Raw genomic sequence first — 14298 nt, forward strand, 5'->3', positions numbered from 1 at the left:
CCCGGCAGGGGCTACCGGCGTCCTTATTCAGCCGCGCTGGAGCGTTTTGGCAGCACCCAATCCGGGCGCGGGAAGTGGCAAGTATAACCGTTCGGGATACGTTCCAGATAATCCTGGTGTTCTGGCTCGGCTTCCCAGAAATCTCCGACAGGCTCGACCTCGGTCACGACTTTGCCGGGCCAGATGCCGCTGGCATTCACATCGGCAATCGTGTCTTCTGCCACCTGTTTTTGGGCATTGTCCACGTAATAGATCGCAGAGCGATAGCTCATGCCGCGATCATTGCCCTGACGGTTCAAGCTGGTGGGGTCGTGAATCTGGAAGAAGAACTCCAACATTTCACGATAGGTGATCTGTGCCGGGTCGAACCAAATCTCGATTCCCTCTGCATGGGTGCCATGGTTTCGATAGGTGGCGTTGGGTACGTCACCGCCGGTGTATCCGACACGGGTGCGGGACACGCCCGGCAATTTGCGGATCAGGTCCTGCATGCCCCAAAAGCAGCCTCCGGCCAGAACGGCGCGTTCATCGGTCATCTGATTTCCTCCACATGGATCAGGAATTCGCCATAGCCCTCGTCCTCCATATCGTCGCGATGGATGAACCGCAGCGAGGCGGAATTGATGCAATAGCGTAGCCCACCATGTTCGCGCGGGCCATCGGGGAAGACATGGCCCAGGTGGCTATCGCCGTGTTTCGAGCGGACTTCGGTCCGGATCATGCCATGGGTGGTGTCGCGAAACTCTTCGACATGCTCATGCACGATGGGTTTGGTAAAGCTGGGCCAGCCACAGCCGGATTCGTACTTATGGGTCGATGCGAACAATGGTTCGCCCGAGACGATATCAACATAGATGCCGGGCTCCTTGTTGTTCAACAGTTTGCCTGTGCCCGCGCGTTCGGTCCCGCTGCGTTGAGTGACGTGGAACTCCTCCGGCGAAAGGGCGGCGATGGCCTCAGGGTCCTTGGTGAAACGGGACATGGCTCCTCCGATTCTATTGGTTTCGACCAATAAATGGGGTTCTAAGGGGGAAAGCAAAGGCTTGTTACATCGGCTCGCGCAGTCGTGCGCAATCTTAGGCCAGCTTGGCGACGGGTTGGCGTGACAATTGCACGGCCAAAATACCCAATGTGGTGATCAGTACGCCGATCGCATCAAGTGGCCCCAATTTTTCACCCAGCAGGAGGGCCGCTATGGCAACACCGAAGACCGGGTTGAGGAAATGGAAGGTTGCCGCACGGATCGGGCCGATCCGGTCCAGCAGCAGGAACCAAATCAGCGTGGCCAAAAGGCCGGGGAACAGCGTGGTGTAAGTAAAAGCCAGTATGAACGGAACGGTTGGGTGGATGTAGATGGTTTCAAAGATCGGGGCGGCGACGAACAGCGCCGCTGCGCCTACAAGCATTTGCAGCCCCACTACCATCATGAAATTGCCGCCAGAGGTCGCTCCGCGCACCGCCAGCGTAGCAAAAGTGAGTGCAAGTGCTCCGAACCCGCAGAGCATGACCCCAAACAGGTCAATGCCAGCCCCGATCCGGCTGCCCATGATCAAGGCGACACCGGCAAAGCCTGCAAACAAACCGATGATACCCACCGGACGCAGTTTTTCGCCCAGCAGTAGCCATCCAGCCAAGGCGACAAGTAATGGCATAGTTGATGCAATGATCGCAGCCATCGATGCTTCTACGGTCTGCATGGCGAAGAAATTTAGACCCAAATAAAGGGTATTTTGACAGATTCCGAATAGGATTGTGGCGCGCCATTGGGCAGGCGTCAGATTCCAGCTCTGCCCCATGGCACGCGCGATCGCCACGCCGAGCATTCCCGAAATGAGAAACCGCAGCGCAAGCGAGAACAGGGGTGAGGCATCGGCAACAATGATCCGTGCCGAGGTAAAGGCCGATGACCAGATCAGGGCAAACACAAGCCCCATAGCGATGGCGCGCAGATCCATTTCGGCCTCCTTGGGAAATTGGGGCGACTGTCACCGGTTTTCGCGACAACCGCAAGGAAAAGGGGCCGCCCGGTGGCGACCCCTTCGATCTTGTGATCTGTCTACGGTAAATTAGCCGTTGACGCTGTCCTTCAGGGCTTTCGCGATGGTCATCTTGACCACTTTGTCGGCCTCTTTCTTGAACTGCTCACCGGTCGCAGGGTTGCGCACCATGCGCTCGGGGCGCTCGCGGCAGTAGATTTTGCCAACGCCGGGCAGGGTCACGGCACCACCGGCGGATACTTCGCGGGTGATCAGGCCGGTCATGGCCTCCAGCGCAGCGTTTGCGGATTTCTTGTCAGTTCCCATTTCCTCAGCGAGAGCAGCCACCAGCTGAGTCTTTGTCATAGGCTTTGCCATTTCTTGGTCTCCTTAACGTGCCCGATCTATAGGGCCTCACCGCGTAACTGTAACGGGATATTGTGGCCAAACACAACGAATAGTAGCACCAGAAACCTCAAAAATAGGGGGAATTCGTTGCTTTTTTGCTTCAGAGAAAGGCCGTTTCGTCGAACGAACGCAATTTCCGGCTGTGCAAGCGTTCTAGCGGCATGCCGCGTAAGTGTTCCATCGCCCGGATTCCAATGGCCAGATGGCGGCTGACCTGAGTCGTATAGAATGCCGAAGCCATGCCGGGAAGCTTTAATTCACCGTGCAGAGGTTTGTCCGAGACACAGAGCAATGTGCCGTAAGGCACCCGGAACCGGTAGCCATTTGCAGCAATAGTCGCGCTTTCCATATCTAGCGCAATCGCACGGGACTGGCTGAGCCGTTGCACCGGCCCGGACTGATCGCGAAGCTCCCAGTTGCGGTTATCGACGGAGGCGACGGTGCCTGTCCGCATGATGCGTTTCAGCTCGTAGCCTTCCAACTCAGTTACCTCGGCCACAGCCTGTTCCAGAGCGACCTGGACTTCGGCCAGCGGTGGGATCGGCACCCAGACGGGCAGGTCGTCGTCCAGCACCTTGTCCTCGCGCAGGTAGGCATGTGCCAGTACGAAATCTCCCAGTGCCTGCGTGTTGCGCAGACCGGCGCAGTGACCAACCATCAACCAGGCGTGCGGGCGCAGAACCGCTATGTGGTCGGTGGCCGTTTTGGCATTCGATGGTCCGACGCCGATATTGACCAGCGTGATCCCAGACCCATCCGCGCGTTTCAGGTGGTAGGTTGGCATTTGCGGCAGTTTCAACGGCTGTTCGATTGCCGCTTCTGGATCAGCGATCTCGGCATTTCCAGTCGAGACAAAGCTGGTATAGCCGCTGTCGGGATCGGACAATTGCGCGCGCGCATAGTTTTCGAATTCAGAGACGTAGAACTGATAGTTTGTGAACAGAACGTGGTTCTGGAAATGGCTCGGGTCCGTTGCGGTGTAATGCGACAGCCGCGCAAGAGAGTAATCTACGCGCTGGGCGGTGAATAGCGCCAGAGGCTCGGCATCGTTCTCAGGCTCGTTGATACCATTTACGATGTCGTCATTGGTTGTGTTCAGATCGGGCACATCAAACGCATCACGCAACGTGAAACCGGCTGCGCCTTGGTGCGGAACCACCAGATCCGGGTTGTTGGCCACGGCGAAATGCACCGGGATCGGGGTCTCCGAGGCTCCAATTGTTACCGGCTGATCGTGATTCTTGATCAATAGTGCGATTTGCTGGGTCAGATATGACCGGAACAGATCGGGCCGGGTGACCGTTGTCGCATGCGTGCCCGGTTCGGATACATGACCGAAGCTTAGTCGGCTGTCGACCTGTGCGTAGGAAGAGGTCCTGATCCGGATTTCAGGGTAGAACGCCCGGAATCTTTCGGTAGGAGCGCCATTTTTGAGCGCGTCAGCAAACTTGTCGCACAGGAACTTTGTCGCTTGTTCATAAAGCTCTTCCAAGCGCGCGACAGCGGCCAGCGGGTCTGTAAATTTCTCGGGGTTGGGAACGTCAGGGGTTTGGATCGTTGTCATGCAAGGGGTTCCAGAAGGTCGATCTTTTTAAATGTGCGTACGTCTATCAGCCCAAGGTCTGAGATCCGCAGCTCAGGGATCACGACCAGGGCCAACAAAGAATGCTGCATATATGCGTTGTTGAGTTCACAGCCACAGGCTTTCATCGCCTCGACCATCTTTTCGGCTTTGGCTGCAACTTCGGCGGCTGGGCTGTCGGACATCAGGCCCGCTATGGGCAATTCAACCAGCGCCAGTTCTTCACCGTCTCGAAAAATTGTGATGCCGCCGCCCACTTCCGCCAGTCGGTTTGCAGCCAGAGCCATCTGCTCGCGGTCAGTGCCGACAACGATCATGTGGTGGCTGTCATGCGCCACGGTCGAGGCCATGGCCATTTTGCCCTGATACCCAAAACCTGAAACAAAGGCGTTGGTCACCCCGCCCGTGGCGCGGTGGCGTTCAACCAACGCGATCTGGCAAACCTCGCGTTCGCCTTCAACAAGCCCTTCGATAATAGGCAATTCTGACTTCAGCGCCTGCGTCGGGGCTTGATTCTCAACGACGCCGATCACATTAGCCATGACGCGGTTGGCGCCAGCGGGGGCTGTAATCTCAAAGTCGGTCGAGGACAGCTCATGTCCCAGATGGACAGTGTTCCGTGCCTTGGCGGGCCAATCCAGATGCGGACAGTCGACTGTCACCGTTCCGTTTTCAGCCACGACCCGGCCCCGCGCAATAACAGTTTCGATTGGTAGACTACTCAGGTCAGAACTCAGAATAATGTCGGCTCGCCGACCCGGTGTGATCGAGCCGATTTCACGTTCCAGCCCAAAATGAGTCGCTGTGTTAATGGTAGCCATTTGAAGCGCGACCAGAGGATCACATCCGCACGAGATTGCATGGCGCACCACACGGTTCATATGACCATCATTGACCAGAGTACCCGAATGGCAGTCGTCGGTACACAGAATGAAGTTGCGCGGATCCAGCCCCTTTTCGGTCACGGCAGTGATCTGGCTTTCCACATCATACCAGGCAGACCCCAGCCGCATCATCGACCGCATCCCCTGACGGACCCGAGCAATGGCATCGTCCTCGCAGGTGCCTTCATGGTCATCAGCGGGGCCACCAGCGACGTATGCTGAAAAATCAGACCCTAAATCAGGCGATGCATAGTGCCCGCCCACTGTTTTTCCCGCTCGCTGCGTGGCAGCAATTTCCGCAAGCATCTTCGGGTCGCCATATATGACCCCGGGAAAGTTCATCATCTCTCCCAACCCAATAATGCCGGGCCACGACATCGCTTCAGCCACATCCTCGGCTGTAATCTCATATCCTGTGGTCTCCAGGCCCGGTGCCGAAGGTGCGCAGGACGGCATCTGGGTAAAGATATTCACGGGCTGCATAAGCGCTTCGTCATGCATCAGGCGCACGCCTTCAAGGCCAAGCACATTGGCGATCTCATGCGGGTCGGTGAACATCGAGGTGGTGCCATGTGGAATGACTGCGCGGGCAAACTCTGCAGGCGTCAGCATGCCCGATTCGATATGCATATGCGCGTCGCAAAGTCCGGGAATCATATACCGGCCGTCTGCCTCGATGACCTGAGTTTCAGGACCGATGCAATAGGAGGCATCCGGACCCACAAAGGCCACGCGTCCCGCAGCGATGGCGACATCATGATCCGGCAGGGCTTCTCGGCTGTGTACATTCACCCAGATACCGCCGCGGATCACCATATCGGCAGCTTCGCGGCCTGCAGCAACAGCGATAAGACGAGGGGTGGTATCGGGCCAACTTGGGAAGGGAGTGTATTCCATGGCCCAACTTTCACGAATGAAGCAAAAGGTGCAACCCCCACCGGTAAGGTATCATCCAATCATCACAATTCATGCCAACCGCAGCGCGCCAGCGCTGCTACGCCCAACCAGAGGAAATGCCCAAAGGGCATTGAGGATGGGCGGGAGCGCCCCGGTCTAGTTTTGAGTGTCGGCTGCGATTTCGGAGCGCAGCCAGTCAACAAAAACCAATGCGCCCGGCGTTTCCTCAGCTTGAGGTGACAGCAGCAAATAGTATGCCTCGGGCATGGCGGCACGGTGAGAGAACGGCGCAATTAGGCGACCTTCGTCAAGTAGGCGTTTGGCGATCATGTCATGGGCTAGGCACAATCCGCCTCCAGCCATCGCGACTGACAGGCTGACCAGATAGGTCGTCGAGTAGGTAACCTGCGGTTTCTCCCAAATTAGACCCTGATCTGTGATCCAACTCTCCCAATTCGACAGCAAGTTCGAACAATCAAAAAGAGGCTGTTCTTGCAAGGTCTCAAGCGTTACCCGGAAGCCCGGAGCACAGACGGGATAATAGTGATCGGTCTGCAATAGTTCTGTGCGCACCGTGTCGGCAGGACGCAGCGAATATCGAATTTCGACCGCCGCACCCTCAGCCATTTCGCGTGGCTCCCACAGCTCGGTGAAGATGTTCAAATGCACATCCGGGTGCAGTTTCCGAAACCGGGGAAGACGCGGCGCCAGCCAGTTGACGGCAAATGTTATGTTGCTCTGCACCTGAACCGCGTTTTGTTGCGCCCCCGTGACGGCCTGGGTGCCCCTTACAAGCGTCCGAAACGCCTCGCGCACAACCGGCAAATAGGTGATGCCTGTTTCGGTCAGTTCCAATGCGCGCGGGCGACGCAGGAACAACGGCTGGCCCAGATACCCCTCCAGCGATTTGACCTGCTGACTAACCGCACTTTGCGTCATATTCAGATCCCGTGCCGCACCTGTAAACGACAGGTGACGGGCCGCTGCCTCAAATGTGCGCAGCCAACCCAGAGGAGGAAGTGGTTTCCGCATATGCATAACTCCGCCAGTAGTTTTACTTATGAATTAGGTGTGTTTTTTTCGTTGGTCAAACTTTTGCAGTGCAGGCACGATTTACCCAATGCCCCAATCGCCCCACGAAGGAGTCCGGTATGAGCGTCACCAACCTGCGCCCCAACATTGATCATTGGTCCGAACGTGTTGATATGGCCGCAGCCTTCCGCTGGACCGAGCGTCTCAACATGCATGAAGGGGTGGCGAACCATTTTAGCCTGGCGGTCAATGCAGACGGCACGCAGTTTCTGATGAATGCCAACCAGATGCATTTCTCGCGGATCAAAGCGTCAAATCTGCTGCTACTGGATGCCAACGACAATAATGTCATGGATCAGCCCGGAGCGCCGGACCCGACGGCATGGGGGTTGCACGGATCAATCCACCGCCATTGCCACCATGCGCGTTGTGTGATGCACGTGCATTCGATTTTTGCGACGGTTCTGGCCTCACTGGCGGACAGCACCCTGCCGCCGATTGATCAAAACACCACAACCTTCTTCAATCGCTATGTGATCGATGAGGAATTCGGTGGTCTGGCATTCGAAAGCGAGGGCGAACGATGTGCTTCGATGCTGTCAGACCCGATGAAAAAGGTCATGGTCATGGGCAATCATGGGGTTCTGGTGATCGGTGACGGCCCTGCAGATGCCTTTAATAGACTCTACTATTTTGAACGCGCCGCTGAAACTTACATCCGTGCGCTTCAAACTGGCCAGCCCTTGCGCATTCTGTCCGACGAAATTGCGGAAAAGACCGCACAGGAATTGGATGACTATCCCGGTCAGGCCGAGGCGCATCTGCGCGAAATTAAAGCAGTCCTGGATGCCGAAGGCTCGGACTACGCAACCTAATACCCCCTCTAAGGAGTTTCAGCCATGACTGACGTTCATGATGCAGAAGCCGCCCGCTGGAATTACCGCCCCGACGGTCCGGTCGGTCTGAATCCTTTGTTCAATTGGCCGCCGCGCCCCGCTGAGATCCTGCATTGGTACAGAGGGGCTTGGCTGCCGCTTACGTCGCTGACTCTGTGCATGGCCTTGGCAATGGTTGCATATTTTGCGTTTTTGCCTGCATTAGAGACTATGCAATCCTTCGCGCCTGGTTGGATGTTCCGCGTTTGGCTATTGAATATGCTCCCTCAGATCCTGGTTGCTGGGGGCCTGCATTGGAGGCTTTACATGCGCAAAGGGCAGGGCATGTATAAAAAGTTCGACCGTCGGGACCTGACTCGGAACAACGGTTCATTCACTTTTCGAAACCAGGTTTTGGATAATATCTGGTGGACCTTGGGCAGCGCGATGACTGTGGCCACGGTCTATCAATGGATAATCTATTGGGCGATGGCGAACGGCTACGTGCCAGTCATAACTTGGGCCGCAGCGCCGGTCTGGTTCGTGATCTGGATGCTGCTGATTCCGATGTGGTCCGGGCTGCATTTCTACTGGGTCCATCGGTTGGAGCATCACCCGAAACTCTATAAACACGTCCATGCCGTGCATCACCGCAACGTCAATATCGGGCCGTGGTCAGGGATATCGAACCACTGGTATGAAAACCTGCTTTATTTTTCGACCTACTTCATCCATCTGATCGTGCCCTCGCACCCGCTGCATCTGTTGTTTCATGTTTACTTTCAGCAGATCAGCCCGGTTCTGTCCCATTCGGGCTTTGAAAAGCTAAAGGCTGGCGAGACGGACGCAGCGCGGGCAGGAGATTTCTTCCATCAGCTTCATCACCGGTATTTCGAGTGCAACTATGGCACTTCTGAGATTCCGTTCGATAAGTGGTTCGGGACCTATCACGACGGCTCAGCTGAGGCGACAACACGGACTCGGGCGTATAAGAAGCAGATGTATACCTAGAAGACTAATGCCGCGAAGGTCCGGACATAGTCAGATAAGCCCTGATTAGTGTCTGATCAGCCCTTTTCAAACAGTGCGATTAAAGCAATGTCATCCTTGTTGGGGCCGGCGGCTAGCTCACCATATATACGCACTTCGGCAAATGACATATTGCTGATTTGTTCAGCCTCGAGAGCGCCGAATGCATCGGAAAACCCCAGCGCCTCAAAGTGCTTTGCGTTGATTGACAGGGCGAATTGTGCGCCGGGACGCGCGACCCGCAAGAGCGCGGGCAAGGCCTCGGGCCCCAAGTGGCCATGAGTGAACGTTCCGGAGGAGACCACGCCTGCATAGCTGTCACGCGGGACGGGCAGGCCCTGATTCAGATCGGCCTCGATCGCGTCTCGGTAGATATCCTTGCGCATCGCCTGATCCAGCATTTCAGCACTTATATCAGTGGCGTCAATCGGGCCAACGCCCAGCCCCGCCAAAACCGCACCACATAACCCCGTTCCCGCTCCAACATCCAATACCGGCCCCTGACCACCGGCAGCAACGAAAGCGCGCGCTGTGTGGATGTGGAGTTGATAGTCTTCCAGTGCGGCAAAATTGTCGTCGTAGTCTCCGGCCCATTCAGCGTAGAGACGCTTGTTCTCTTCAGGCGACTTCAAGGAATAGGCGGCGCGTAGATCGGGTGTTTTGTTGCTCATACATCAATGAAGGCGCATCAGAGGATTCGAATCAAGTGCGTCCATCCGGCGCTTGCATCCCCGGGCCGGGCGGATCATCAAAGGAGCTATGACTCAGACACTTTTTTCCTTCGGCCACGGCTATTCTGCCCGAGCGACATCGAAGCGACTTGATCCAGCATCCTGGCGGATCATCGGAACCTCGCGCGATCCAAAGCAAATTGAGACCATTCGCGCGTCGGGCGCCGAGCCGATTGTCTGGCCGGGGGGACGGCCTGACCTGGAAGGTGTCACACATGTATTGATCTCAACCGCGCCTACAGCAGATGGTGACCCTGTATTGGCAGAGTTGCGCGATGAGATTGCCGCCCGCGCCGGGCAATTCAAATGGGTTGGGTATCTGTCGACCACAGCGGTTTATGGTGATCACGATGGGGGTTGGGTGGATGAGACCACCGCGCCCGAACCTACCGCCGAACGAGGTCGGTGGCGCGTGCGTGCAGAAACGCAGTGGGCAGATATCCCGGACCTACCGTTACATACATTCCGATTGGCGGGCATTTATGGGCCGGGGCGTGGACCGTTTTCCAAGCTCAAGAGAGGTGGCCTGAGACGGATCATCAAGCCGGGGCAGGTATTCTCGCGTATTCATGTTGATGATATTGCACAGGTGTTGATCGCATCGATGGCCAAACCCAATCCGGGCGCGATCTACAATGTCTGCGATGATGAACCGGTGCCACCGCAGGATGTGATCGGCTATGCGGCCGAGCTGCAGGGACTGCCGTTACCGCCTGCTGTGCCGTTTGATGAGGCTGATCTGACTCCGATGGCCCGTAGTTTTTACGATGAAAACAAACGCGTTCGGAATGATCGGATTAAAGAAGAGTTGGGTATCTCACTGCTCTACCCAAATTACCGGGTTGGGTTAGAAGCGTTGATGGAACCCTCGTGATCACTGCGCCTTGTCAAGAAACAGATGCAGGTAGTATGGGGATGCGATGAAGGATCGCTCAGCCACCCTGAAGATTACGGTTTCTACTCTCACCCGGCAGCGCCCCGAAATGCTGGCTGCATTGATCGAGAGCTGGGGCGAGATGAAGCTGCCGCCTGATTGCTCAGTGCGATGCCTTGTGGTCGAAAACGACAGTTCACCGCTTAGCAAGGATACCGTGCGGGCAGCGGGGGCTGTTCTGCCCAACGGGGCGGGTCTGGATTATGTCCTTGAGGCCGAGCCTGGCATTCCTTTCGGGCGCAACCGTGCAGCGCGCGAGGCGCTTGAACAGGGTTCGGATCTGCTCTGTTTTGTTGATGATGATGAAGTGGTGGCATCCGATTGGCTTGAGAGTTTGGTTGCCGGTTATCGCAAGAGTTCCTCTGTGTTGTTGGGTGCGCCGCTCCGCGCCGCAGGGCCGACTGGGCAGGAAACCGCAATGCAGCGGCTGATGCTGCGCAACATCAGCAATCGATATCTCGACAAGGAAAACGCCGCCGCCAGGAAGGCGACATTGAACGATACCGGCGGTGTTACCATCGTGACCAACAACTGGCTGGGCGAGACGAGGTTGTTCAGCGAAACCGGGCTTTGGTTCGATGAAACCATGCGGATGACGGGCGGAACGGACGCAAAGTTCTACGCCGAGACCGTTGCCGCCGGTTTACCTGTGGGCTGGGTGCCTGATGCGTTCGTTTATGAAACCATTCCGCCCGAACGCCTCTCGTTCTTGTATCAGGCTGCCCGAGGGCGGGACCAGTCCAACACGCATATGCGGCGCAAGCTTGATCAGAAGCCGACAAAGGCGATCTTGGGTTTCCTGAGCGCCCCCTTGCGGCTGGTGGCACTGCTGGGGGCAATCCTGTTGTTTCCGTTCCAACCGGATCGACGGTTGATCCAGATCGCCCGCACGGCTGGGTGGCTGGTCGGCGTATTGGGAATTCCCTTTGGCTACAAATCAGCCCTTTATAAGAAAGTCAGTGGCCACTGAACCTGTGTCGACAGACAGCTTGACGCTGGCGTCAGTCAGGCAATGCACAGCGGTCAGCATCGTAGATCCATTTGCGTCGCCACCCCCACGTGCTCAAATTGCGAGTCACGCTGAAGCCCAACGGTGAAAATGCAATCGCGTGCTTTAGCGTCCGGCTGCGCGAAGACGTTCAAGTGATAGTTTTGAGTTATCGATATCATCGAAAAACAAAACTTATGTGAATGGCTTGGATTTGCTAAATCTACATCCAAACAGAAAGAACGAGTCGTTAATGCTATTTCCTACAATGAAGGCAGGGCTGATCCGCGCGATCCCGCGTAATGCCCATGCCAAGGACGAGCGCAAAAACACTCAAGACCCCTGTTTCTCGTTTCAAAGTTAACCGCGCGACGCACACATCTAGCCAGTACTGGAGATCGATATGGACGGAAGTGATACCCCCAACATGGGCAAATGCCCGGTAATGCATGGCGCCGAGGCCCGGTCCAACCGGGATTGGTGGCCGAACCAACTTAACCTGTCGATTCTGCATCAGCATAGCCCTGCATCGAACCCGATGGGCGAGACATTTGACTATGCCGAAGAATTCAAAAAGCTCGACCTGAAGGCGCTGAAGGAAGACCTTTACGTGCTGATGACAGATTCGCAGGACTGGTGGCCAGCGGACTATGGTCACTACGGCGGCTTGTTCATCCGTATGGCCTGGCACGCTGCAGGTACCTATCGGACGGCGGATGGCCGTGGCGGTGCCTCGACCGGCAATCAGCGGTTCGCGCCTCTGAACAGCTGGCCGGACAATGGCAACCTGGACAAGGCGCGCCGTTTGCTGTGGCCGATCAAGCAGAAATACGGCAACCAGATTTCCTGGGCTGACCTTTATATTCTGGCGGGCAACTGCGCGATTGAATCCATGGGTGGAACGACCTTTGGTTTCTCGGGTGGCCGCGAAGACATCTGGGCACCCGAAGAAGACATCTATTGGGGTGCCGAAACCGAATGGCTGGCCCCAACCGAGAACCCGCACAGCCGCTATTCGGGCGAGCGTGATCTGGAAAACCCGTTGGCCGCCGTTCAGATGGGTCTGATTTATGTGAACCCCGAAGGTCCCGATGGTGAGCCGAACGTTCTGGCCTCGGGCCGCGACATCCGTGACACCTTTGGTCGGATGGCAATGAACGACGAGGAAACCGTCGCTCTGGTCGCGGGTGGCCACACTTTTGGCAAGGCGCATGGTGCGGGCGACCCCAACCTGGTCGGCCCCGAACCCGAAGCCGCCCCGATCGAGGACATGGGCTTTGGCTGGATCAACGACTTCGGAACCGGCAAGGGTGACGACACGACCACCTCGGGCATTGAAGGCGCGTGGACCGCGAACCCGATCAAGTGGGACAATGGCTATTTCGATCTGTTGTTCGGCTATGATTGGAACCTGACCAAAAGTCCCTCGGGCACTTGGATCTGGGAACCGGTCGACGTGAAAGACGAAGACATGGCGCCGGCGGCGCATGATCCGTCCAAGAAGGTCAAGACCATGATGACCACCGCCGACATGGCGATGCGCATGGACCCGATCTATGGTCCGATCTCGAAACGCTTCCATGAAAACCCAGAAGAGTTCGCCGACGCCTTCGCTCGCGCCTGGTTCAAACTGACCCACCGCGACATGGGTCCACGTGCGCGTTATCTGGGAGCAGAAGCTCCGAGCGAAGAGCTCATATGGCAAGACAATGTCCCTGCCGTCGATCATGCGCTTATTGACGACGCCGATGTGGCCGATCTCAAAGCAAAGATACTCGCAACCGGGTTGTCGGTTTCGGATCTGGTGTCGACCGCATGGGCTTCGGCTTCAACCTTCCGCGGATCGGACATGCGTGGCGGTGCCAACGGTGCGCGTATTCGCCTGGCCCCGCAGAAAGATTGGGAGGTCAACGAGCCGCTGAAACTGTCCAAGGCGCTGGATGCGCTGGAAGGGGTTCAGGCTGCGTTCAATGATGGACAGTCTGGTGGCAAGAAAGTTTCCTTGGCAGATATTATTGTCCTAGGTGGCGCTGCAGCCATCGAACAGGCAGCCAAAGCTGCAGGCCATGACGTTGACGTGCCCTTTACCCCAGGCCGCACCGATGCCGCGCAAGAGCAGACGGATGTGGACAGCTTTGCAGTGATGGAACCCAACGCCGACGGTTTCCGCAACTACCTGCACAAGGAGTACTCGGTTCCGGCCGAGGCTCTGCTGGTGGACAAGGCGCAATTGCTGACACTGTCTGCGCCTGAGATGACGGCACTTGTCGGTGGGATGCGGGTGCTAGGTGCAAACTTCGGTGGCACCTCTCATGGAGTGCTCACCGACCGGGTTGGTACGCTCAGCACTGACTTCTTTGTGAATCTTTTGGATATGGGAACCGAGTGGAAGCCGTCAGGTGATGGCGTTTACGAGGGTCGTGATCGGGCGAGCGGCGAAGTGAAGTGGACAGGTACCCGCGCGGATCTGGTCTTTGGTTCGAACTCGCAGTTGCGGGCGCTGGCCGAGGTCTATGGTCAGGACGATGCGGGCGGTAAATTTGTCTGCGACTTCGTTTCGGCCTGGAACAAGGTGATGAACGCGGATCGATATGATTTGAACTAACCCTGTGACAACCGCAGTGAATTGAGCCGCCCGAGGAGACTTGGGCGGCGTTTTCGTTCGCCCGAGTTTAGGTTGCCTACCGATCATTGGGTATGATTCCGCTGAAAGGTCGTCCACCTCGTTGCTGTGAGTTTCTTTTTAGCAGGTTTGTGGGGTAAATTATGAAGCTAACATATTGTTTTCATTAAGATGGAGAAGAAACCGAGCGGAAATGTGAAGTTTTTTCAAAATGGGGGTTGCAGGTCTCAGGCCTAATCCGTAAATACCCCTTCACCGGCGCTGCTGAGGTGGTTGCTGGGACGCTGGGAACGGCGGAGACGAGCCGGAGAGACGGTTGAGACGCATCGGAGAGACGGT

13 protein-coding genes are annotated in these 14298 nt (G+C 56.7%); 5 read left to right on the forward strand and 8 right to left on the reverse strand.

The window, feature by feature from the left end; translation table 11 throughout:
• Window positions 1-23: 23 nt before the first annotated feature.
• From msrA to ACR0KN_RS21760, 7 genes are all read right to left on the reverse strand, one after another.
• Window positions 24-536, reverse strand: a complete 513-nt coding sequence (msrA, locus tag ACR0KN_RS21730) for a peptide-methionine (S)-S-oxide reductase MsrA (RefSeq protein WP_480656521.1) — start codon at window positions 534-536, stop codon at window positions 24-26.
• The gene (msrB, locus tag ACR0KN_RS21735; protein ID WP_480656523.1) at window positions 533-982 is read right to left on the reverse strand and encodes a peptide-methionine (R)-S-oxide reductase MsrB; all 450 of its coding nucleotides are present in this window, start codon (window positions 980-982) and stop codon (window positions 533-535) included. Before msrB ends, msrA begins: the two co-directional genes overlap by 4 nt.
• 94 nt (window positions 983-1076) lie before the next feature.
• Window positions 1077-1955 (reverse strand): DMT family transporter, encoded by an 879-nt coding sequence (locus tag ACR0KN_RS21740; RefSeq protein WP_480656525.1) that lies wholly within the window; start codon window positions 1953-1955, stop codon window positions 1077-1079.
• Window positions 1956-2066: 111 nt separating this feature from the next.
• The gene (locus tag ACR0KN_RS21745) at window positions 2067-2354 is read right to left on the reverse strand and encodes an HU family DNA-binding protein (protein WP_010442901.1); all 288 of its coding nucleotides are present in this window, start codon (window positions 2352-2354) and stop codon (window positions 2067-2069) included.
• A 130-nt stretch (window positions 2355-2484) separates the two neighbouring features.
• Complete coding sequence (locus ACR0KN_RS21750; RefSeq protein ID WP_170470948.1) at window positions 2485-3948, reverse strand: AMP nucleosidase; 1464 nt, start codon at window positions 3946-3948, stop codon at window positions 2485-2487.
• Window positions 3945-5747, reverse strand: coding sequence for an adenine deaminase (gene ade, locus ACR0KN_RS21755; protein WP_480656527.1), 1803 nt, complete (start codon window positions 5745-5747; stop codon window positions 3945-3947). Before ade ends, ACR0KN_RS21750 begins: the two co-directional genes overlap by 4 nt.
• A 156-nt stretch (window positions 5748-5903) precedes the next feature.
• A complete protein-coding gene (locus tag ACR0KN_RS21760) occupies window positions 5904-6779 on the reverse strand; it encodes a LysR family transcriptional regulator (protein ID WP_480656529.1) in 876 nt (291 codons plus the stop codon).
• A gap of 119 nt (window positions 6780-6898) precedes the next feature.
• Between ACR0KN_RS21760 and ACR0KN_RS21765 the strand changes: the two genes are divergently transcribed.
• A complete protein-coding gene (locus tag ACR0KN_RS21765) occupies window positions 6899-7654 on the forward strand; it encodes a class II aldolase and adducin N-terminal domain-containing protein (protein WP_480656531.1) in 756 nt (251 codons plus the stop codon).
• Between the two features lie 24 nt (window positions 7655-7678).
• Entirely contained in the window at window positions 7679-8665 is a 987-nt protein-coding gene (locus tag ACR0KN_RS21770) for a sterol desaturase family protein (RefSeq protein WP_480656533.1), read from the forward strand.
• 56 nt (window positions 8666-8721) lie between these two features.
• On the opposite strand, the gene ACR0KN_RS21775 is transcribed toward ACR0KN_RS21770, so the two are convergent.
• Window positions 8722-9354: a class I SAM-dependent DNA methyltransferase gene (locus ACR0KN_RS21775; protein WP_480656535.1), complete on the reverse strand. Its 633-nt coding sequence runs from the start codon at window positions 9352-9354 to the stop codon at window positions 8722-8724.
• 88 nt (window positions 9355-9442) lie between these two features.
• On the opposite strand from ACR0KN_RS21775, the gene ACR0KN_RS21780 reads away from it, so the two are divergent.
• The 3 genes from ACR0KN_RS21780 (at window position 9443) to katG (ending at window position 13941) form a co-directional block, all read left to right on the forward strand.
• Window positions 9443-10288, forward strand: a complete 846-nt coding sequence (locus ACR0KN_RS21780) for an SDR family oxidoreductase (protein ID WP_480656537.1) — start codon at window positions 9443-9445, stop codon at window positions 10286-10288.
• Between the two features lie 46 nt (window positions 10289-10334).
• On the forward strand, window positions 10335-11318 hold the full coding sequence (locus ACR0KN_RS21785) for a glycosyltransferase (RefSeq protein ID WP_480656539.1): 984 nt from the start codon (window positions 10335-10337) through the stop codon (window positions 11316-11318).
• A 421-nt stretch (window positions 11319-11739) separates the two neighbouring features.
• Window positions 11740-13941, forward strand: a complete 2202-nt coding sequence (gene katG, locus ACR0KN_RS21790) for a catalase/peroxidase HPI (RefSeq protein ID WP_480656541.1) — start codon at window positions 11740-11742, stop codon at window positions 13939-13941.
• Window positions 13942-14298: the final 357 nt, after the last annotated feature.

It is taken from the genome of Ruegeria sp. AP7 (assembly GCF_056539905.1).